The 20178-nt window shown below is 51.0% G+C and carries 17 protein-coding genes, 1 tRNA gene and 2 pseudogenes; 12 read left to right on the plus strand and 8 right to left on the minus strand.

Features of this window, described 5'->3' with window-relative positions; all coding sequences use genetic code 11:
* Nucleotides 1-127: 127 nt before the first annotated feature.
* Nucleotides 128-1090 carry an RluA family pseudouridine synthase gene (locus ACTNB1_RS04315; protein WP_441168036.1) on the minus strand — a complete coding sequence of 321 codons (963 nt, stop codon included), beginning with the start codon at nucleotides 1088-1090 and terminating at the stop codon, nucleotides 128-130.
* Nucleotides 1091-1230: 140 nt separating this feature from the next.
* Between ACTNB1_RS04315 and ACTNB1_RS04320 the strand changes: the two genes are divergently transcribed.
* The 10 genes from ACTNB1_RS04320 (at nucleotide 1231) to ACTNB1_RS04365 (ending at nucleotide 11000) form a co-directional block, all read left to right on the plus strand.
* Nucleotides 1231-1734 carry a YceD family protein gene (locus ACTNB1_RS04320; RefSeq protein WP_441168037.1) on the plus strand — a complete coding sequence of 168 codons (504 nt, stop codon included), beginning with the start codon at nucleotides 1231-1233 and terminating at the stop codon, nucleotides 1732-1734.
* Between the two features lie 41 nt (nucleotides 1735-1775).
* Nucleotides 1776-1970 carry a 50S ribosomal protein L32 gene (gene rpmF, locus ACTNB1_RS04325; RefSeq protein ID WP_297288670.1) on the plus strand — a complete coding sequence of 65 codons (195 nt, stop codon included), beginning with the start codon at nucleotides 1776-1778 and terminating at the stop codon, nucleotides 1968-1970.
* A gap of 98 nt (nucleotides 1971-2068) precedes the next feature.
* Nucleotides 2069-3436: a DUF512 domain-containing protein gene (locus ACTNB1_RS04330; protein WP_441168038.1), complete on the plus strand. Its 1368-nt coding sequence runs from the start codon at nucleotides 2069-2071 to the stop codon at nucleotides 3434-3436.
* Nucleotides 3437-3455: 19 nt separating this feature from the next.
* Entirely contained in the window at nucleotides 3456-4781 is a 1326-nt protein-coding gene (gene der / locus ACTNB1_RS04335) for a ribosome biogenesis GTPase Der (RefSeq protein WP_441168040.1), read from the plus strand.
* 2 nt (nucleotides 4782-4783) lie between these two features.
* Nucleotides 4784-5485 (plus strand): glycerol-3-phosphate acyltransferase, encoded by a 702-nt coding sequence (locus tag ACTNB1_RS04340; protein ID WP_441168042.1) that lies wholly within the window; start codon nucleotides 4784-4786, stop codon nucleotides 5483-5485.
* 17 nt (nucleotides 5486-5502) lie between these two features.
* The gene (locus ACTNB1_RS04345) at nucleotides 5503-6504 is read left to right on the plus strand and encodes an NAD(P)H-dependent glycerol-3-phosphate dehydrogenase (protein ID WP_441168044.1); all 1002 of its coding nucleotides are present in this window, start codon (nucleotides 5503-5505) and stop codon (nucleotides 6502-6504) included.
* Nucleotides 6505-6600: 96 nt separating this feature from the next.
* Nucleotides 6601-6677 (plus strand) — tRNA-Pro (locus ACTNB1_RS04350).
* Nucleotides 6678-6830: 153 nt separating this feature from the next.
* Nucleotides 6831-8048: a tyrosine-type recombinase/integrase gene (locus tag ACTNB1_RS04355; protein WP_441168045.1), complete on the plus strand. Its 1218-nt coding sequence runs from the start codon at nucleotides 6831-6833 to the stop codon at nucleotides 8046-8048.
* Nucleotides 8049-9287: 1239 nt separating this feature from the next.
* A complete protein-coding gene (locus ACTNB1_RS04360; RefSeq protein ID WP_441168047.1) occupies nucleotides 9288-9500 on the plus strand; it encodes a hypothetical protein in 213 nt (70 codons plus the stop codon).
* A 537-nt stretch (nucleotides 9501-10037) separates the two neighbouring features.
* Complete coding sequence (locus ACTNB1_RS04365) at nucleotides 10038-11000, plus strand: hypothetical protein (protein WP_441168048.1); 963 nt, start codon at nucleotides 10038-10040, stop codon at nucleotides 10998-11000.
* A gap of 306 nt (nucleotides 11001-11306) precedes the next feature.
* Here ACTNB1_RS04365 and ACTNB1_RS04370 read toward each other — a convergent pair whose 3' ends face one another.
* From ACTNB1_RS04370 to ACTNB1_RS04395, 6 genes are all read right to left on the minus strand, one after another.
* Entirely contained in the window at nucleotides 11307-11681 is a 375-nt protein-coding gene (locus tag ACTNB1_RS04370) for a recombinase family protein (RefSeq protein ID WP_441168049.1), read from the minus strand.
* A 14-nt stretch (nucleotides 11682-11695) separates the two neighbouring features.
* Complete coding sequence (locus tag ACTNB1_RS04375; RefSeq protein WP_441168050.1) at nucleotides 11696-11890, minus strand: DUF4368 domain-containing protein; 195 nt, start codon at nucleotides 11888-11890, stop codon at nucleotides 11696-11698.
* A complete protein-coding gene (locus ACTNB1_RS04380; protein WP_441168051.1) occupies nucleotides 11812-13503 on the minus strand; it encodes a hypothetical protein in 1692 nt (563 codons plus the stop codon). The genes ACTNB1_RS04375 and ACTNB1_RS04380 overlap by 79 nt, the downstream gene beginning before the upstream one ends.
* Nucleotides 13500-14360, minus strand: coding sequence for an ATP-binding cassette domain-containing protein (locus ACTNB1_RS04385; RefSeq protein WP_441168052.1), 861 nt, complete (start codon nucleotides 14358-14360; stop codon nucleotides 13500-13502). Before ACTNB1_RS04385 ends, ACTNB1_RS04380 begins: the two co-directional genes overlap by 4 nt.
* A gap of 138 nt (nucleotides 14361-14498) precedes the next feature.
* Nucleotides 14499-15986 carry an ATP-binding protein gene (locus ACTNB1_RS04390; protein WP_441168053.1) on the minus strand — a complete coding sequence of 496 codons (1488 nt, stop codon included), beginning with the start codon at nucleotides 15984-15986 and terminating at the stop codon, nucleotides 14499-14501.
* Complete coding sequence (locus ACTNB1_RS04395; protein ID WP_441168054.1) at nucleotides 15964-16635, minus strand: response regulator transcription factor; 672 nt, start codon at nucleotides 16633-16635, stop codon at nucleotides 15964-15966. Before ACTNB1_RS04395 ends, ACTNB1_RS04390 begins: the two co-directional genes overlap by 23 nt.
* Nucleotides 16636-16785: 150 nt before the next feature.
* On the opposite strand from ACTNB1_RS04395, the pseudogene ACTNB1_RS04400 reads away from it, so the two are divergent.
* Nucleotides 16786-17058 (plus strand): annotated as a pseudogene (locus ACTNB1_RS04400) (helix-turn-helix transcriptional regulator); the annotation flags it as partial.
* A 36-nt stretch (nucleotides 17059-17094) separates the two neighbouring features.
* Here ACTNB1_RS04400 and ACTNB1_RS04405 read toward each other — a convergent pair.
* Nucleotides 17095-17880 (minus strand): annotated as a pseudogene (locus ACTNB1_RS04405) (ParB N-terminal domain-containing protein); the annotation flags it as partial.
* Between the two features lie 304 nt (nucleotides 17881-18184).
* On the opposite strand from ACTNB1_RS04405, the gene ACTNB1_RS04410 reads away from it, so the two are divergent.
* Entirely contained in the window at nucleotides 18185-20110 is a 1926-nt protein-coding gene (locus ACTNB1_RS04410) for an ATP-dependent nuclease (protein ID WP_441168055.1), read from the plus strand.
* Nucleotides 20111-20178 lie beyond the last annotated feature (68 nt).

The following is a 20178-nucleotide window of genomic DNA, read 5'->3' on the forward strand; positions in this document are numbered from 1 at the left end:
TTTCTGAAAAAGGTAGTAAAAGGCGTACCCAAACCGGCGGTTGGGTACGCCCTATTGACGAAACAAATATATATGTTATTGCGAAAAATGTCAATAATAAAACCGTGATTTTTTCAGGGATTTTACGTCAGTTGTTTGGAAAATATTCCGATACGAAATCCACGTTGTCTACGGTAAACAGTTTGCCCCGGAGATACTCCAGAATTCCCGCGTCGGTGGGAAAAGTGAATTCCAGCTTGTAGGAGTACAGAGCCTGGAAGGAGCGGCCATACTGTTTGTTATCTTTTTCCCGGCCATACTTGCCGTCTCCCAGCAGGGGATGGCCCGCGGCGGCGAACTGGGCCCGGATCTGGTGGGTTCGCCCGGTCAGAAGCTCGCACTCCACCAGAGACAGTCCCCGGTTGACTTTCAGCGTCTTATATAAGGTAGCGGCGCTTTTGCCGCCGGGCACCGGCTTACGGAACACCTTCACCTGGGCCTTGTCCTCGTCTTTCAGCAGGAACCCCTCCAGCTTGCCCTGGGGCGGCGTCATTTTTCCGTGGATGATGGCCAGGTAGAACTTGGCGATTTCCCGGTCCTTGATCTTCTGGTTCAGGATGCGCAAAGTCTCGGCGTTCTTGGCTGCCATGACGATGCCTCCGGTGTTCCGGTCGATGCGGTTGCACAGGGCGGGGGTAAAGGAGTGCTCGTCTTTGGGGTTCCACTCCTTCTTTTGATAAAGGTAGGCCTGGATGTGGGTGATGAGGGTGTTCACCTTCTCGTGCTCGTCGGCGTGGCACAGCAGACCCGGCCGCTTGTTGAGCAGCATCAGGTTTTCATCCTCATAGACAATGTCCAGCTTGGGCTTGAACACCGCCAGGAAGGCATTGTCCTCCCGGGGCTGGTCAAAGAACTCGTCGTTGATGTATAATTGCAGTACGTCCCCTACCTGGAGCCGTACGTCCCGCTGAGAACCCTTGCCGTTGACCTTCACCCGTTTCAGGCGGATGTACTTCTGAGCCAGGGGGCCGGGGAGCAGAGGCAGGGTCTTGGCCAGCCAGCGATCCAGCCGCTGCCCGGCGTCATTTTTACCGATGGTAAATTCCTTCATGGGCAATTCTCCTGAAAAACCGGCACGAGGCCGGTATGGTGACGGTATTATATCATAAATTACGGAAAAAGTGAAAAAGTATTTGACAATCGCAGCAATTTTGAGTATAATGTCTGCTGTGCCATTGTGTGAGGTGTATCATGCGATTTGATCTCAGGTCTATCATCCATGTCCCCGGTGCATCCCTGCCCTTCCAGTTTGAACTGGACCTGTCTGGGCTGGATTTTTACGGGGAAAAGCCCTTTGCCCATCCCGTCCGTGTCAGCGGTACGGTGCGCAATATGGCCGATGCCCTGCTGCTGGAGGGAACGGCGGAGACCACGCTGGAGCTGGCCTGCGACCGCTGTCTGAAGCCCTTCTCCCAGGACCTGGCCCTGCCGGTCAGTACCCTGTTGGCGGAAGAGCTAGAGGACGAGGAGAACGACGAGATCGTGCTTCTGGAAAATGGAGAGGCCGATCTGGACGAGATCTTCACCACCGCCCTGGTGCTGTCCATGGACGCCAAGCATGTCTGTTCAGAGGACTGCAAGGGACTGTGTCCCACCTGCGGTGCCAACCTGAACGATGGCCCCTGCGGATGCAGGAAAGAGATCGATCCACGTTTGGCTGCACTTGCGCAGCTGTTGGATAAAGAGAATGAGTAAGTTTTGCCCGGCCAGGGCATGAACCTAAGGAGGTGTCATAAATGGCAGTCCCTAAGAGTAAAGTGTCCAAGCAGCGCCGGAATAAGCGCCGCAGCTCCGTGTGGAAGCTGGAGACTCCCGGCGTCACCACCTGCCCCAAGTGCGGTGCGTTCCGTCTGCCCCACCGGATGTGCAAGAGCTGCATGACCTACAACGGCCATGAGCTGGGCAAGGTGGAAACCGCTGAGGCGAAGTAAATAGCCTGAAAAGAACGAGGGGAGACAAGCCCCTCTTTCTTTTTGCCCAGAATTGGGGTAGAATAAGAAAAATAATGCTTACAAAAAGGAGCACATCCATGAGCCTGACAAAGATTTCATCGGTGGATCCCCGCAGTCCGGCGGACCGGGCGGGCCTGCGGCCGGGGGAGACCCTGACCCACATCAACGGCCACCCCATCGTGGATGTGCTGGACTATAAGTTTTACGCCTATGACCCCCGGCTGGAGCTCACTCTTTCCGGCCCGGACGGAGGCAGCCGCACTGTTCGCCTCCGCAAGGAGGAGGGGGAGGACCTGGGCCTGAATTTTGAGACCTATCTGATGGACCGGGCCCGTTCCTGTGCCAATAAGTGCATCTTCTGCTTTGTGGACCAGATGCCCCCAGGCATGCGAAAGACTCTTTATTTTAAGGATGACGACGCTCGGCTGTCCTTTTTGATGGGAAATTATATTACGCTTACCAATCTATCCAAGAGGGAAATACAGCGTGTAATCGATCTGCGGATCAGTCCTATCAATATTTCGGTCCACGCCACGGATCCCGAGCTGCGCACCGCAATGCTGAAAAATCCCCGGGCGGGAGAGTGTCTGGAGATCATGACAGAATTTGCCCGGGCGGGTATCGAGATGAACTGCCAGATCGTGGCCTGTCCCGGCGTCAACGATGGCCCCGCCCTGGACCGCACCCTGAGGGAGCTGGGGGCGCTGCATCCGGCGGTGACCAGTGTGGCGGTGGTGCCGGTGGGCGTCACCAAATTCCGGGAGGGCCTGTGCAAGATCGAGCCCTATACCAGGGAGCAGGCCGCCGCCCTCATTGACCAGGTGGAGGCCTTTGCTGCCGGATTCCTGGCGGAGCACGGCACCAGCCTGGCCTGGTGCTCCGATGAGTTCTACCTCATTGCTGGAAGGGCACTGCCAGACAAAAGCTATTATGAGGATATGGACCAGCTGGAAAACGGCGTGGGTATGCTGCGCCTGCTGCACCACCAGGCGGAGTTGGCCATGGAGGATGAGGAGCCGGAGCAAACAGTTCCCTTCTCCATTGCTACCGGTGTGTCTGCCGCGCCCTTTGTGCAGGAAATTGTTGACAACGCCCGGGAAAAATGTGGTAATATAAAAGGAATGGTTTATCCTATTGTAAACCACTTTTTCGGAGAGACCATCACCGTCTCCGGCCTCATTACTGGAACCGACCTGCTGGAGCAGCTGAAGGGTAAAGACCTGGGAGAGCGGCTGCTCATTCCGGACAATATGCTCCGGGCAGGTGAACGGGTGTTTTTGGACGACGTGACTGTGGAGCAGCTGGAGGAAGCTCTGGGCGTGACGGTGATCCCCGTGCCCGCTGACAGCGGCTTCGACCTGGCCGACGCCATCCTGGGCCGGGAGCTGGAGCCCAGCTGTCCTGTCCTGCCGCCGGAGGCGGAATATTACAGATATAACCCCTGATCAGAAGGGAGAAGATACTATGAAGCCTTTAATTGCCATCGTGGGCCGGCCCAATGTGGGCAAGTCCATGCTGTTCAATAAGCTGGTGGGCCAGCGGCTGTCCATCGTACAGGACACCCCCGGCGTCACCAGGGACCGGCTGTATGCCGAAGCCGAGTGGCTGAACCGGAAGTTTGACCTGGTGGATACCGGCGGTATCGAGCCGGGTACCGACAGCGAGATCCTGGCCTTTATGCGCCAGCAGGCGGAGATCGCCATCCAGAATGCCACCGTCATTATCTTCCTGTGCGACATCAAGACCGGCCTCACCGCCTCTGACCAGGAGGTGGCCAATATGCTGCTGCGCTCCGGCAAGCCGGTGGTGCTGGCGGTAAACAAGATGGACCAGGTGGGCCACACCAATCCGGATATCTACGAGTTCTATAACCTGGGCTTGGGAGATCCCATCCCTGTCTCCGCCGTCCACGGCCACGGTACCGGCGACCTGCTGGATGAGTGTTTCAAATACTTCCCCCCGGAGGACGAGGAGGAAGTGGATGACGACGTCATTAAAGTGGCCATTATCGGCAAGCCCAATGTGGGCAAGTCCTCCCTGGTCAACCGCATCCTGGGGGAGCAGCGGGTAATTGTCAGCGACATGGCGGGCACCACCCGGGACGCGGTGGACAGCTACTTTGAGAACAAGAAGGGCAAATATCTGCTCATCGACACCGCCGGCATGCGGAAGAAATCCAAGGTGGATGATCCCATTGAGAAGTTCTCCGTCCTCCGGGCTACCATGGCCATCGAGCGGGCGGATGTGTGCCTGATCCTGATCGACGCCAATGAGGGCGTTACGGAGCAGGACACCAAGGTGGCCGGCCTGGCCCACGAGGCGGGCAAGGCGTGCATCATCGTGGTCAACAAGTGGGATTCCATCGAGAAGGATGACAAGACCATGGACCGGATGCGGCAGGACATCCGCCGGGATCTGAGCTATATGACCTACGCCCCTATCCTTTTCATCTCTGCCCTGACGGGCCAGCGGGTGGACCGGCTCTTCGATCTTATCAACTACGTGGTGGACCAGGCCTCCCTGCGCATCACCACCGGCATGCTGAACTCGGTGCTGGCTGACGCCACCGCCCGGGTGCAGCCTCCCACGGACAAGGGACGGCGGCTGAAGATCTACTATATGACCCAGATTGGCATCAAGCCGCCCCACTTCGTCTGCTTCTGCAACGACGCCAAGCTGTTCCACTTCTCCTACCAGCGGTACCTGGAAAATCAGATTCGCTCCACCTTCGGACTGGAGGGCACCCCTGTACGGCTCACCATCCGGCAGAAGAGCGATAAGGAGGGCTAACGATGGACCCCACCATTGTTCCTGCGGGGATCGCCCCTGACCTGACCGCCGCCCTGGCCGCTGCGACCCATTCCGTGGTGCTTCCCGCCATTCTGGTGGCGGTGATCGCCTATTTCTGCGGCTGCTTCAACGGTGCGGTGATCGTCTCCAAATATACTCTGCGGGATGACGTCCGCAAGCATGGCAGCGGCAACGCGGGCCTGACCAACTTCCACCGTACCTTCGGGGGACCCCTGACTTTTGTGGTTATTCTCACCGATGTGTTCAAGGCCATTGTGGCGGTGTGGGTGGGCATCCTGGCGGCTAAATACCTCATTGCCGACGACAGCCTGGTCATCGCCTTGGGCAAGTACTGGGCGGGAACGTTCTGCCTGCTGGGCCATATGTTCCCCTGTATGTTTGGATTCAAGGGCGGCAAGGGCATCCTGTCTGGAGGCACCATAGCCATCATGATCGACTGGCGCATCGCTTTGGTGGTGTGGGGCGGCTTCCTGGTGCTGGCTATCCTCACCAAGTGGGTGTCTCTGGGGTCTATTTGGGCGGGGGCATCCTTCCCCTTTGTCACCTGGTTCGTCTACCATGAATGGCTGCTGCTGGTGCTGGCCATCTTCCTGGGTGGCCTCATTGTCTGGAAGCATCGGGGCAACCTGAAGCGTATCCTCAGCGGCACCGAATCCAAATTCAGCCTGCATCATAAGAAATAAGGATAGGGGACGGTAACATGAAGATCTCTGTCATGGGCAGCGGCGGCTGGGGTACGGCTCTGGCCCTGGTACTGCTGGAAAACGGCCACGACGTGACCCTCTGGTCTTATACTGAAGCGGAATCCGCCGTGCTCAAGGAACAAAAGGAGAACCCCATGCTGAAGGGGGTAGCCTTGCCTGAAGGGCTGAAGCTCACCTCTGATACCAACTGTGTGAAAGGCTGCGGTGTAGTAGTGCTGGCCACTCCGTCTTTTGCTGTGCGCACCACTGCCCGGACGGTGGCACCTCTGCTGGATGCCGGTGCGGTGTTGGTCTCCGTGTCCAAGGGTATCGAGAAGGATACCTCCCTTACCCTTACTGATGCCATCGCCCAGGAGGTGGGGGAGTCTCACCCCATCGTGGCCCTGTCCGGTCCCTCCCATGCGGAAGAGGTGGGCCGCCGGGTGCCTACCGCGGTGGTGTCCGCCTCCAAGGATCGTGCCGCCGCTGAACTGGTGCAGGATCTGTTTATGAATGAACGTTTCCGGGTGTACGCCTCCGACGACGTGGTGGGCGTGGAGCTGGGCGCCGCCCTGAAGAACGTCATCGCTCTGTGTGCCGGCGTGTGTGACGGCATGGGCTTCGGCGATAATACCAAGGCCGCTCTCATGACCCGGGGCCTGACCGAGATCGCCAGGCTGGGTGTGGCGATGGGCGGACGGCGGGAGACCTTTGCCGGACTCACCGGCGTAGGCGACCTGATTGTCACCTGTACCTCTATGCACTCCCGTAACCGCCGCTGCGGTATCCTGATCGGTAAGGGTACTCCAGCGGAGCAGGCTGTGAAGGAGATCGGTGCAGTGGTAGAGGGCTATTACGCTGCGGCCACCGCCAGGGCTCTGGCCCAGAAGGCAGGGGTAGAGATGCCCATCACGGAGGCCGCTTACCAGGTCCTGTACCATGGCAAAGATCCCCATGCGGTGATTGTGGAGCTGATGACCCGGGAGCGTAAACACGAGCTGGAAGACAGCTGGGTGTGAGCGAAGAAAAAAAGCAAAAAAAATTGAAAAAAGGGCTTGCATTTTTTCTGCGTCCGTGGTAATATAATCAAGCCGTCTGAAACAAGGCGGCGATTTCCGGGTGTGGCGAAGTTTGGTATCGCGCTTGAATGGGGTTCAAGAGGCCGCTGGTTCGAATCCAGTCACTCGGACCAACAAAAGGCTTGAAATCGTGAGATTTCAAGCCTTTTTTGTATCTTTTCAGAGAAAAATGCGTGTTGCGGCTTTTTCAAAGCGCACAAAAAAGCGCACAACTCCGAAAAAGAGTGATAGAAACCATTGATACGCTGGAAAGAAAGGTGTATCAAATGGCAAACATCAGAGAAAACAAGAGAGACGGAAAACTCATTTCCTACCGCTTTACGGTCTGTCTAGGGCGGGACGCAAACAACAGGCAGATACGGCGGTACACGACTTGGGATATTCCGGAGGGCCTAACACCTGCAAAGGCAAGAAAAGCCGCAGAGCGGGCGGCAGACACTTGGGAGCGGGAGACAAGGGAAGAATACCAAAAGGAAAAAGAATTGGGCCAGGCGTACACCCTCCCGCCAGAGAAGCGGCGGGACAGTTTTACGACCTTTGTTAATGACGTGTGGTTTCCCCTTCAAATCTGCAACGGAAACGACAAGCAGACAACAGTCACCTTCTACAAGAACATGAAAAAGCTGATTGTGGAATACTTCGACGGAAAGGTCTTGCAGGAGATAAGCCCCCTGCACATTCAGAAGTTTCTTGCTTACTTGAGCAGAGAATATAAAACCCGACAAGGGAAGGCTCTCTCGCCCAAAACCATCCGCCATTATTACAACGTGCTGGGACTGATATTTGCTTACGCGGAAAAGCAAGGTGTGATAGCCGCAAATCCCATGCAGAAGGTGGACGCGCCTAAGAAGGACAAGAAGCCTGTGGACGCGCTTACCCCGGAACAGGCAAAGCAATTCTTTTCCCTCTTGCTGGACAGCCCTCTGGACTTCCGTTGTATGTTGCAGTTGCTTGTCACCTCCGGCATACGGCGGGGCGAGTGTATCGGCCTGAAATGGAAGGACATAGACGAGCGGGCCGGGACAATCACCATAGAGCGGAGCGTGGTCTATACCCCTGAAAGCGGAATCATCATCAGCACCCCTAAAACCGCTGATAGCATACGCACCATTCCTATCATGCAAAGTACGCTGAAATTGCTGCAACAGCTCAAACAACAGACACAGGCAAAGTACCCGGATACTATTTTGAAAGAGGTCTTTGTATTCCACGGCGAAAAGGATTTATTTCTTCCCCGTGATCCCAATTCTGTTACCTGCAAAGTAAAACGATTCATGCGAAGGAACGGCTTGCCTGATCTCTCCCCGCATGATCTGCGCCATTCTTGCGCGACCCTGCTTCTCTCCCAAGGTGCAGACATCAAAAGCGTACAAGAGATTTTAGGTCATGCAGACGCAAGCACGACACTCAATTTCTACGTCAAAGCGGATTTGCGACAAATGCAGGCCGCAACGGAGAAATACGCAGCCGCCTTTAATCTATAAACTATCAAGAGGACAGGGCCAAAGCCCTGCCCTCTTTTTCTGCTGCCGGAGCGGGGGGGTATTTCGGGATAATTAAAATCAAAAGCCAGGATAAGCCCCTATTCTGGCCCACAGTCCTATGAAATCCATTTTCCTTCCCCCGCCAAACGAATAAGAAAGGGGCGGGGCTTTGGCCCGAAGATAGGCGGCGGGGCCGCCGTATCTGACAAGGACAAACCGCCCCGCCAGCCTTTTTCTCAATTTTATTTAATCCATATAAAATGTTATAATTATTATATGGAAATGGAGATAAATAAAACAAATTAGCCTAAATGATACGCCGCAGGGGGCGGCGGTTTCAGATTCTCCACCGGACTTTTTGTTATATATAGTAATATAAGAAAAACAAAAGTCCGGTGGAAGAAAGGAGAGACGAATGCAGTAGTTACAGCTGCGCACTTATTCCCGCGCAGAGTTAGAAGAAATATTCCATACAACCCGCACAGATACCATCAAGAGAAGTCTGCAACGAGCGGGATATACCTTTAAGAGCGGCGGGCGGGGCAAAGAGTTTACAATCACAATCACAGGATTGCCAGAGCCGCCCGCGCCCTTTGAGGAGTTTGTAAAGCGAGAATTTGCATGCGGCCCGCAAACAGACTTTCCGGCGATGCAACAACATTTCTTCCTCTTGTTCTACCACCCGGAATATTAGTTTTTGCCATCAAACCATTAGGTGGAGTTTTTAGAAACGAATTACGGGATAACGGTTTCAGACTAGAGTTTGCGGAACTGGTAGAAGCTGCTTATCAATAGGAATTGGATTGCAAAGGACAAGGAGAATGTAAAATACTATCTTTGCCGCAAGGGAGAACAGCCCCGCGAAATGCCGGAGAAAGAATACAGAAAAGCATGGCGGGAGTTTTACGCCAGACTCGGAGCGGGAGAGAGCGGAGACAAGTTACGGAAGGAAATCTATTATAAATACGGCGGAATGCCGCGAAAATAGTGCGGATTGATTGAAAACGCATTGGAACAAGATAAAATGCAAGAATTAAGACATATAATGGAAAATTCTTATTGATTATATAAAGATTATACTATATTTTGTTTATATCTGCAAGTTTCGTTGCATTTTCGACTGTAATTAGAGAAAATCGTTTGAATATCTGTTAATACTTGAAAAATTAAGTGGGATATAGTACAATATTACAAAAGATGGCAGAATTATAGACTAAATTTTATTGGAGGTGCTTTGCTGTGCGTATCATTTTGGACACTGACAAGAAAACTATCACCGTTCCATGGAACTATCAAGCCAAACTGGACGAGTACAACAAGATGGTGATGGAAATATCCGGGGATGAATCAAAGAAAAAGTCGTTCAAAGGATATATTGACGAGATCTGGAAAGAATGCATGGCAGACAGCGACAAGTGTTTAGTGACCGGGAAAAAACCGGGCACAAAGTAATAGCGTATGGGAGCGCCGCGAGTAACGCCCGCCGAGTTTGCGGAAATGCACAGGCTTTACAATGAATTAGGAAACGCGGCGGAGGTGGCAAGACGCATGGGACGGAGCGCAAGCACCGTCCGCAGATACATAAAGATGAAAGATTGCCCTGCTCTTGTTCGGCACACCACAAAAGAATTGATTCGGAAAGTCTGATATTGGAAACGGCGAGGGATTACCTTGCCGTTTCTTTTTTATAGCCCCCGGCCTGTACCGGGAGGCCCATTAGTTTATGACAAAAGATAAGCCCTTGAATTATATACAAGGTTGTGATACAGTATTTCTGCGACACAAACTTAATGATGGCATACCACAAGGGAATGTGTTTTTACTATTTGGTAAAAACGCACTCTCCATTTTGTCATTCCCTATGGTATGCAAAAGTTTGTGTCGCAACAAACGGAGTTGTGTGTTTTTCGGCGTGTAGCTCCGTTTGGGGCTACACGCTTTTTTGTTGTAGCCTTATTACAATTAATGTATAGAGAAAGAAGAATGAGCATGAAAAAGAGATTATCCCTAATTTTGATGTTTACGATGTTCATGTTTCTATGTGCTTGCGGAAATTCCAGTAATACCACAAACTCTCACGAGCTTAATGAAACATCCAGTATTGAAGTGAAAGGATTGTTTTTTTTAGACCCTGCGGAGGAATTAGACCTATCAACAGAAGAACTTGACCCCGCACAACGTTACTTATTGCTTGTGTATGATGTTGTAAACAATAGCGATAGGAATGAAGAACTGTCTGGTTTTGCCGATAGTATTACGCTGACTATGAATGATACCAATTCCTATGAGCAGTTGTTTTCAAGCGAAGGCATGGTGCTGAAAAGCTTTCGAGAAAACTGCGGCTATTCTGTTTCCACCAGCTATGGGACTTTATGGGGCGGGAGCGGGTCTGTCCGCATGATTGCAGCATTTGCGGTTAACGGAAATGATATTAAAGACGATTGTACGGTCGAAATTAACTTTCAGTTATCAAATAACATAAAAGGCAACACTACTATAACGGCGGCAGATATTCAAACAATTAACTTATTAGATGGGGTTTTTGCTGTAGAAGATGACCCGGAAATGTATCAAATTGCACATTCTATAAAAAATCGAGCGCAGATATGTAAAACAGCACTTGAAACAGCATCGCAAGCAGAACATAATGGAGATACGCTTAACAGAAACACTCAACTTGCACTTTGCGGAGCGTTGTTTTCCGAAGATACAACATGGGGGGTATCTTGTGGCAGTGCAATCGTCAGCGAAGACTTGCCGGTTTTCCAAAAAGAAAGCGTATCAAGGTATTGGCCAGAGGTTGTAGACAAGATTACAACGGTTTCAGAGTGTATAGAAGTCATGATCTCTGAATTGGATATGGAAACCCCAGATTACGACAACGTAAATTCGGCGCAAAGATTAGCTTATAATACGCTGACTGAAATTATAGACTACTTTGATGCAGATTAGATCGAGAGAAATCCCGGCCTTCCCTTTGCCGCGCAAAGCGCACAAAAAGCGCACAGACTTCAAAAATCTGTGCGCTTTTTCTTGCCTTGTTCAAGCAAGGAATGATTGTAATTTAGGTAAATGTGTGATATACTAAAAGCGTAAAAATCAAGGCGTATCAAGGCTTTTGGGACTTTGCCCGTGGCTTCTGAAATTCCCCCCTGGTGCCGCTGTTGCGGCACATCGGCTTGAATGGGGTTCAAGAGGCCGCTGGTTCGAATCCAGTCACTCGGACCATGCGGAGTGTCCTTATAGGATCTGAGTATCCTACAAAGGACACTCCGCATTTTTTATTGTCAAAATTGGGGTAGCACCGTTTTCATCGAACAGCAGCCGATCCCGGATGCACAGGAGTTTTACCTTGTGCCGGGTGAGGAGGTCAATGTATCGTTGGGTCATCCCCCACTCCCGGCCTATCCGGGCCAGGTTATGGACTAACACTACATCCACCCTTCCAGCAACAACGGCCTCGGTCACTTTCTGGAGCGCCGGGCGGTCTAATGTAAGACCGCTGCCGTATTCGTCCGCAGCGCCGATGATGGCATATCCCGCCTTCTTTGCGTAGAGCTGGAGCAGAAACCGCTGGTGTTCCAATGCGAAAGAATCTTCATGGGCGACACGGCAATAGAGAAATGCTCTCATATCCCACACCACCTTTACACCGCCGGGGCGTAGCTGACTGCTACGCCCTTTCTCGTTTCCATGATAATGTCGGCCTCCGGTATCTTCCGGCGGTCCGGTACATCAAAGGCACCGATGCAGTTGTAATGGATCACGACGCGCTGAGTGGTAACGCCGTCCTGCTTTTCCGCTTGATACACGTCAATGTGGTCAATGAGTTCTCCCACCATGCGCTTGGTGATCTTGGCGGCGTTGGTATACCGAAAGACAACAGGCCATAATGCTCGGTACAGTAATCCACCACAGATTTGACCGCATCCACCGCCCCGGCGGACTCCATGACAGCCTGATGTTTGCGGCCATAGTAAAATTCGATGGTCATGCCGCCGGCCTCAATGTCCTCCCGGACATAGTCGCCGGCATACAGAATCCCGCCAGCACTGTTGGCCTCATAGCGCCAGGTCTTCGTGCCATCCTCATTTTCCGCGATGACCTCCGCCTCGCTGGAGTTGAAAGGAATGGCTGTCATGACCTCCGGCAGTGTGATTTCAATGGTAGTAGGGTAGCCGTTCTCCCCTGGCAGAACATTCATCAGACGGGGCGAGAGAACGGAGTTTTCCAGGCACAGGTACTCAGAGCTGATTTCCGTGCTGCCCTGCATGGTGGACATATTGTAACTCTCCTGGGGGAATCCGCTATACTCCATGGTCAGCTCCACCTGTTCCACGGCGGGAATCGTCACCTCCAGCATAGCCTCATTGTATTCTTGATAGTCGCTCACCGAGAAAGGAACGTTCACACCGTTGGCCTGCACATTTGAGATGGTATAGCCGGGATTAATGCCGAAAGCCACATTCTGCTCCTGATCGGATGTGTTCTGAAATTGATAGGACGCCGTGCCGGTAACGGAGCCGACAGATGTATCCGGGAATACCTGGGCACTGCGCCCGGTGCAGACCACCCCCTCCACATAGGGGATCTCGTAAAAGGTCATGGCCATCTGATCCGGATTGCTGCTGTCTACCAGGGGCTGGGCGGCGTATGCCGTGCCGGAGCAGACCAGTAGCGCCAGGGCGATGATGGGGCGATAGACCCGCCGCACGTTCCGGGTCAGAGAACCGAACACACCCTTGCCGTATTGCCGGATGCAGAGATAAGAAACCGTCCAGACCCCGGCCAACGCTACCAGCCAGGTCAGACGCATCCAGGCCACCGAGCGGAAGATGCGGAAGTTTGAAAAATCATCCGACAGGGCCCATACACATGGATTCAGCCAGCATAGCTGCCAGTCATCCGCCCATACCGTCAGGCTCAGTGCCGAAAATGCGGCAAACAGCACCAAGGAAAGATCCACCCGCCGTGTGAACTGATAGGCGGATGCTGCGGCCAGAATAGACATCGGCAAGGACAACCCCATAAGGAGCAGGTAGGCTAAGATATAATCCACACCGCCAAAGACCGAACCGATCAGCCCCGCACTGATGGGGAGCCAAACCAGCATCGTAACGGCCACGGTCACCACCGACGCTGCCAACAGAGCCAAAAGGCGTACTAATGCCATCGTCAGAGGGGAAACTGCCGCATCCATCAGGACATCCACACGGCTCCGGGTGGCCCGGTCCGACTCAAAGACAGACAGCAGACCGAATAGGATGCCGCCTACAACACCTCCGGCGATAGCGGGGTTGGCGAGATACATGGAGAGCATTGTGCTGGCTGTAGCCGGTTTGTAGAGAATTAGGCCCACCGCAGGTGAGAGCACGGTCAGACCGACGATCAGCCAGGTAAGCCGACTTTGGAAAAGCCGACGCAATTCCAGAGGAAATAGGCAGAGTGTTTTCATTGGGCAGCCTCCCTGGAAATCAAATAGAGATAAGCGTCCTCCAGGGATGGTTCTTCCACTTTGGCATAGGTTGGAAGTCTGTCAGCAACCGCACGGCATCGAATCCCTTGACTGGTGTTGACCCGCGCTGTGATATGGAGCCCCTGCTCCTGCTTGGCATCCCGTTCCCAAAATGCTCCCACATGGCCCACAGCAGTTTGGATCAGTTCTTCGGGTGTGCCGGTAAACAGCACCTTGCCATGATCAATCACAACAATTTGATTGCATACCGACTGTACATCTTCAATAATGTGGGTTGAGAGCAGTACCAGCCGATCCTGGGCTGTGCGGGAAAACAGGTTTCGGAAATGGATGCGCTCCTCCGGGTCAAGTCCAACTGTAGGCTCGTCAAAGATAAGAAAAGGCGGATTGCCCAGTAGAGCCTGGGCAATTCCAACCCGCTGACGCTGACCGCCGGAGAGTGTACGGATTTTTGCCTTAGCCTTCTCCTCCAGATTGACAGCTCGGATCACTTCTTGAATGGTCTTTTTGGAATCATGAAGCCCTTTGAGAGCGGCCATGTAGTCTAAAAATTGTGCCACCGTCAGTTCGTCAAACAGGCCAAAGTCCTGGGGCAGATAGCCAAGTTTGGACTTCAACATATGCTCTGTCTTTGCGAGAGGCTGCCCATCCACCAGGATCGCGCCGCCCGTAGGCATGAGAGCTGCCACCAGCAGTTTCATCAGTGTGGACTTGCCCGCGCCATTTGGCCCCAACAATCCGATCAGGCTGGGAGCCTTCAGCGCAAGGTTCAAATGTTGCAGGGCCTGTTTTCCGTTGGGATAGGTCATATTCAGGTCTTGAAGTTCAATTTGCATGGGTTGGTGTCCTTTCTTTTTGGATTTCATCCATAGGATACCGAGCCTGTATGGAGAGGACTTGAAGCCAATTTGTGTTTTATATGAAGAAAGCGTGCATCTGATGGAAAATCAGATGCACGCTTTCTTCACTGTATGTTACTTGGGAGGATTAAAACTGACTGTAGCCTGAACGCCATCCTCCGTATTTTCGATCCGGCAATTTGCTCGATGCTGCTCCAGGATGATCCGTACTAGATAGAGCCCCAGACCACTGCCGCCCGTGCGCCGGTTGCGGGATTGTTCCTCCCGGTAAAAAGCCTCAAACAGATGCGGCAAAGCCTCAGTCCCAATATGGACGCCAGTATTTTCGATTGTCAGGGCAGGGGTATCTTGCTGAAGGCCAGACCAAATACGGATTTCTCCGCCCTCTGGAGAGTAAAGCGCCGCATTGGAGATCAGATTGCCAATGGCTTTTGCCAGCATTGAGGGTTCTCCTTTTACTGTCAGCCCAGGACACAGATCAACGGTTACCCTCAGATTTCTTTGTTGTATCAAATCTGTATCCAATTCCAACTGCCGTTTTGCTATTTCAGAAATGTCCACCAGTTCTTGAACAAACGCGCCGCCATGAGCCTCTACCCGTGAGATGGTCAGGATTTCTTGAATCAGATTTTCCATCCGGGCGTTTACCTGAAGAGAACGGGCCAGGTATTTTTCTCGATCCTGATAGACATCCACTCCATCCAGCATACCGGACAACTGGCCTTTCAGAATGGTAACAGGAGTTTTTAGTTCATGGGATGCGGCAGAGAAAAAGGCCATGCGTTGGCGATCCATTTCCCGCTCCTGCTCCATTTCTCCCCGGAGCGCCTCATTGGATGCCTTTAGATCGCAGAGGGCACCGGACAACTTTTGTGCCATTTGGTTTAGGCTACGGCCCAAATTCCCAATCTCGTCCTGCCTGGTCTCCTCACAGGTCCATCCAAAATCTAAATCGGCCATTTTCCCAGCGATCCCGCTCAGCCGGACAATGGGGCGGGTGATATATCTGGAGTAGACCAGCGCACACAGCAGGGAGAAGATCAGTAAAAGTAGCAGCAGCCAAGAAGCCATTTGAATCAGCGCCTGTACCGCCAGATTTTCTGCCTTCAGCCGAGGTGTCACATAAAGCGTGTAGGAATCCGACTGGTTAAGAAAGCGCACATCAGCCGTAATGGTAGCCTGCTCAGACATGGTGACAGTTACAGAATCTTCTGTATCTAAGCGGTCGGTGGTATAAGTAACCGTGGAACCGATGTCCGCTGCCATAGTCATTTTGCCAGTGTCCTCATAGATCGATTGAAGTGCAAACTGGGAGCCGGTATTGACAATTTGCTCGTCGGGGCCCACCAGCATCGCATCTGCTCCAGAGTCCCTGAGAAAGGCATCCAGTACCGACCCACAATCCTCCAGTGTGGTGTCCGCCAGTTTTTCCACCAGCGCATTTACCTGTTTGGTCAAATCATCATTGATCACAGCGGTATAGGTACTGGGGGTTGCCCAGGCAATCAGCCCAAAAGTAATGGCTCCTGCCCCTAGCAGAATGAGGGCCGTTATCAGAAAAATACGGACTGTCAAACTTTCACGGATTTTCTTTTGCAGCACGATACCCCACCCCTCTTACAGTTTCGATATAGTCAGTACCCATCTTGTGCCGTAGGTTTTTAATGTGACTATCCACCACACGCTCGTCCCCAAAAAAGTCGTAGCCCCACAACTTGGCCAGCAGAACTTCACGGGTGAACACCCTCCCCGGACTGGAAATCAACGCCTGGAGCAATTCAAATTCCCGGGTTGTTAAATCCAAAGATCGTCCTGCCAGAACAGCCTCCATTCCGTCTAAATCCAAAGTTAGATCACGGTAATGCAAGCATCTGTTATTTTCCATGCCTCCTGCGGTGCGACGAAGAATTGCACGGATTTTTTGCAGTAAGATAGGCATAGAAAATGGTTTTGTCACATAATCGTCAATCTCCATCTGGAATCCACGCAACTGCTCCTGTTCACCGTCCAGCGCGGTGAGCATCAGAATCGGTACACTGGACTCCCGGCGTATCAATTCGCACACACCAAACCCGTCAATTTTAGGTAGCATCAGGTCCAAAAGGATCATGTCAAATGCACCTTGTTGAAATTGGGCCAGCGCCTCCACACCATCTCCCGCAATCACTATTTCGTAACCGGCATCTCGAAGATATGCAGCCAAAAGTTCCTGAATATCCGGCTCATCTTCTATAATCAAGATTTTTCTCAAATCGAATCACCTCTTTTTGAGTGTAACATGGAATTATGAATTTTACATGGAGAATTCCAAATCAAGCATGAAATAAAATAGTAATAAAAGTGAAATCATAAATCGTTCAAGACGCCAGACATGAAATGTAAAATCAGTTTAGGTGATGTTATGAAAATAGAGCGAGATGAACGACGGTTTGACTTTCACGATATAGGGCTCGCCATCAAGCGTGCGCGGGAGGCCAGCGGGATGACGCAAGAGCAACTGGCCTATATTGTTGATCGGGCTCCGCGTACCATCATGTATAACGAGAATGATGGCCAGCACCCCAGCCTCAACACCTTTTATCAGATGGTGACAATGTTCGATATATCGGTAGATCAGTATTTCTATCCGTCCAAGAACAAAGGCAGCGAGTGCAGAAAAAGGATTGATGCTATGGCGCAGATTATCGTCCGTCATGGTAAGGATGGCCTCTTCATCCGTCATGTTGCGGACGATACAGGGCATATTCCGATACCCGGCCAATTCGCTGGCCTTCTGGCGTCGGTGGCCCGCCACGATCTCATAGCCGCCGCCCTCACGGGGGCGGACCAGGGCGGGCTGGTTTACGCCGCCGGTCTTGACACTCTCCACCAGGGCCTGCATCTCCGCATCGTCCCGCACCTCGAAAGGGTGATCCTTAAAGGCGTGGAGTTCGGACAGGTCAAGATAGACGATCTCCTCCTTGACCGGGCGGGTGGCGTCCCTGGGCTCGCTGGGCTGTTCTGGCAGCGGTGGTTTAGGCTCCACGGTAGGGGTCTTGCCGCCGTCCGAAGTGCGGGAATCCTTCTTTTTTGCCGAAGTCGAGAGCCCGGCACCCTTGCCTTGGGACTTCTTGTCCCGAGGGGCCGTCTTGCCGGGAACGGATTTGTTATCCTTGGGCGGGCGGCCCCGGCAGCGCGTGGATGCCTCCGGCTGCTTGCTTTTGTCCGGGGCTGCAGCTTTTTCCGGGGGCTTGCCCTTCGCTGTCCCATCACGGGCGGCGGTGAAATCCACCACCTTTCCAGCGGGGGTGGGATCTCCCATGCCGGGGATTGTGACCTGTTGATCCGTTTTGCCCGGCTGGGGCTTGTTCTCTTTGGACGGAGCAGGTTGCTCTGCCCCAAGAGCGGGAGACTTTTCTACCGCAGGGGGCACCGCTGCCTTGGGCGCATCCCCTACCGCAGGGGTCTCCGGTTTGGATGGGGCGGGCTGTTCCGGCACAGCGGGATCAGCCTTCATGGGCTCCGTGTTCTCCGCCTTTGCGGGCTCGTCTACCTTTCCAGCATTGGGAATATTCTTTTTGTCGTCAGCCAATGAAAAACCTTCTTTGTCGTAAAATGGAGAAAGCCAGCCTCACGGCTGGCCGGTGGTGTTATCTCCTCCCTTCAAATTTTTCTATATGAAAACGCTGCCCGTAGTCCCATTGGGCATAAGTTTTTCATTGAAATAAAAGTCATATTGCGGCAAATACTCCCAGATGATATAATTGTAATAAGAATTTCGTCTAAATATCTCTATGTGAGTTAGAGAGAGGAGCCGGTTTATGAAACTCGTTAATTTACGGATAAAAAATTTCAAATGTATTTTGGATTCAACAGACTTTTCTGTTGATCAACTGACCTGTTTAGTTGGTAAGAATGAATCAGGAAAGAGCGCGATTCTTCAAGCGTTATATAAGCTAAATCCAGTGGACAATAATGAAAAATATAATGCTTTGTATGACTATCCTAAAATGTATTTAACAGATTACGAATCCGGCGATATTGAAGATGGGAATACGGTTGTAGTTTCTACATGGACTATGGGTAATTCCGAAAAAACTGAATTTGAAAGCAAATGGGGTAGCGGTTCCCTCAAAGGCGATACAATAATAGTGACTTCAGGTTATGACAACAAAAGGAAATGGAGCGTTTCTTTTGACTTCAAAGTAATATTTGCAACAAAAATGGAAGAATTGGGTTTTTCACAGCCTGATTTTGCACATTTTTCTGATATGTCGAGTATCGAAACTGTCCGGGGCGAGATAAAAGCCATTAGTACAGCATCTGCTCCAGAGCAATCCTTTATTACTTGGTTTAACAGTTGCTTCCCTCAAAACGATGTTTCCGATTTTGCCGAAAAAGAGCTGCTTTTATACCTTCCCAAATTCATGTATTTTTCTGAGTATCAAAAAATGCCCGGGAGAATTGCCATCGATAACTATATTTCCAAAAGTCAAAATGGTACATTGACGTCTAATGAAAAAGTATTTGAGGCTTTATTGACTCTTGCTAACACTTCTATTGAAGATATAAAAAAAGCAAACAAGTTAGAAGATTTGATTAACAAAACCAGGGGAGTATCAAGTAAAATAACAAAAGAGATCTTTCAATATTGGAGCCAGAATAAACACCTAAGAGTTGATTTCCGCTATGATATGGGCAAACCAGGAGATGAAGCACCATTTAATTCTGGTTACATTTTTTCAACGCGAATTGAGAACACAAGACACGATTCAACAGTATCATTTGATGATCGCAGTGCTGGTTTTGTATGGTTTTTTTCTTTTCTTGTGTGGTTTAATAAACTGCAAAAGGAAAACAAAAATCTATTTGTACTTTTAGATGAACCAGGTCTTACCCTCCACGCAAAAGCCCAAGCTGATTTACTGCGATACTTTAAAGAAAAGATCATTACAAAGTTTCAACTAATTTATACAACGCACTCTCCGTTTATGCTCGACTTTTCTGATATTCTTTCTGCCAGAACAGTTGAGGATGCTACTGGAGATAATGAGGAAGTGCTTGGTACAAAAGTTGGATCACGGGTTTTAAGTAAAGATAAGGATACTATTTTCCCGCTACAAGCAGCATTTGGATATGATATTACCCAGACTTTATTTATCGGAAAGAACACGCTGCTAGTAGAAGGCCCTTCAGATATTCTGTATATAAACTATTTTTCTAATTATCTACGGAATAATCAACGCACCTGTCTTAATAAAGACTGGACAATATGCCCCTCCGGTGGAATTGACAAAATTCAAAGTTTTGTTTCATTGTTTAGTGGTAACGCCTTAAAGGTTGCTTCTCTAACTGACTATCATGAAAAGGATCGTCAAAAAATAGATAGGTTAAAATCTTCTGGTATTCTTGCGGCAAGCCACATTCTAATAGCAAGTGATTATACTGGGTTGCGTACCAGTGATATTGAGGATGTGATAGGAAGTAATGCTTATATCAAATTGGTAAATAAGTGTTATAACCTTGATGATGAACGGCAGATACCTTTACTTGAAACAGAAACTGGGAAAGTGTTAAGTTACGTCGAAGAAAAAATGTCTGTAATTGAGGGGGTATCATTTAACCATTATGCCCCAAGTGTATATCTTATCGAACATCCAAATGTGTGGGATGCTCAAGATATTGCACCGGCATTAGATCGTTTTGAGAAAATGTTTAGTGATCTGAACGCTCTATTAACCCCTTAAATTAAATTTAGAACTACTATATCTTAAAAATGTGTGTACTTTTCAGGAATTAAACCTCTTGCTGACGG

The sequence above is a fragment of the Flavonifractor sp. HCP28S3_F3 genome (genome assembly GCF_052065355.1).
Taxonomy (GTDB): domain Bacteria; phylum Bacillota; class Clostridia; order Oscillospirales; family Oscillospiraceae; genus Flavonifractor.

Bases quoted from the DNA above. Each gene is read 5' to 3' on its own strand.
- ACTNB1_RS04330 (WP_441168038.1), top strand. From the start codon at position 2,069: ATGAGCCTGACAAAGATTTCATCGGTGGATCCCCGCAGTCCGGCGGAC.
- ACTNB1_RS04375 (WP_441168050.1), bottom strand. From the start codon at position 11,890: ATGGTGGGAGAACTCATTGACCACATTGACGTGTATCAAGCGGAAAAG.
- ACTNB1_RS04410 (WP_441168055.1), top strand. From the start codon at position 18,185: ATGAAACTCGTTAATTTACGGATAAAAAATTTCAAATGTATTTTGGAT.
- ACTNB1_RS04315 (WP_441168036.1), bottom strand. From the start codon at position 1,090: ATGAAGGAATTTACCATCGGTAAAAATGACGCCGGGCAGCGGCTGGAT.
- ACTNB1_RS04365 (WP_441168048.1), top strand. From the start codon at position 10,038: ATGAAAAAGAGATTATCCCTAATTTTGATGTTTACGATGTTCATGTTT.
- ACTNB1_RS04370 (WP_441168049.1), bottom strand. From the start codon at position 11,681: ATGAGAGCATTTCTCTATTGCCGTGTCGCCCATGAAGATTCTTTCGCA.
- ACTNB1_RS04355 (WP_441168045.1), top strand. From the start codon at position 6,831: ATGGCAAACATCAGAGAAAACAAGAGAGACGGAAAACTCATTTCCTAC.
- ACTNB1_RS04340 (WP_441168042.1), top strand. From the start codon at position 4,784: ATGGACCCCACCATTGTTCCTGCGGGGATCGCCCCTGACCTGACCGCC.
- ACTNB1_RS04345 (WP_441168044.1), top strand. From the start codon at position 5,503: ATGAAGATCTCTGTCATGGGCAGCGGCGGCTGGGGTACGGCTCTGGCC.
- der (WP_441168040.1), top strand. From the start codon at position 3,456: ATGAAGCCTTTAATTGCCATCGTGGGCCGGCCCAATGTGGGCAAGTCC.
- ACTNB1_RS04320 (WP_441168037.1), top strand. From the start codon at position 1,231: ATGCGATTTGATCTCAGGTCTATCATCCATGTCCCCGGTGCATCCCTG.
- ACTNB1_RS04385 (WP_441168052.1), bottom strand. From the start codon at position 14,360: ATGCAAATTGAACTTCAAGACCTGAATATGACCTATCCCAACGGAAAA.
- ACTNB1_RS04380 (WP_441168051.1), bottom strand. From the start codon at position 13,503: ATGAAAACACTCTGCCTATTTCCTCTGGAATTGCGTCGGCTTTTCCAA.
- rpmF (WP_297288670.1), top strand. From the start codon at position 1,776: ATGGCAGTCCCTAAGAGTAAAGTGTCCAAGCAGCGCCGGAATAAGCGC.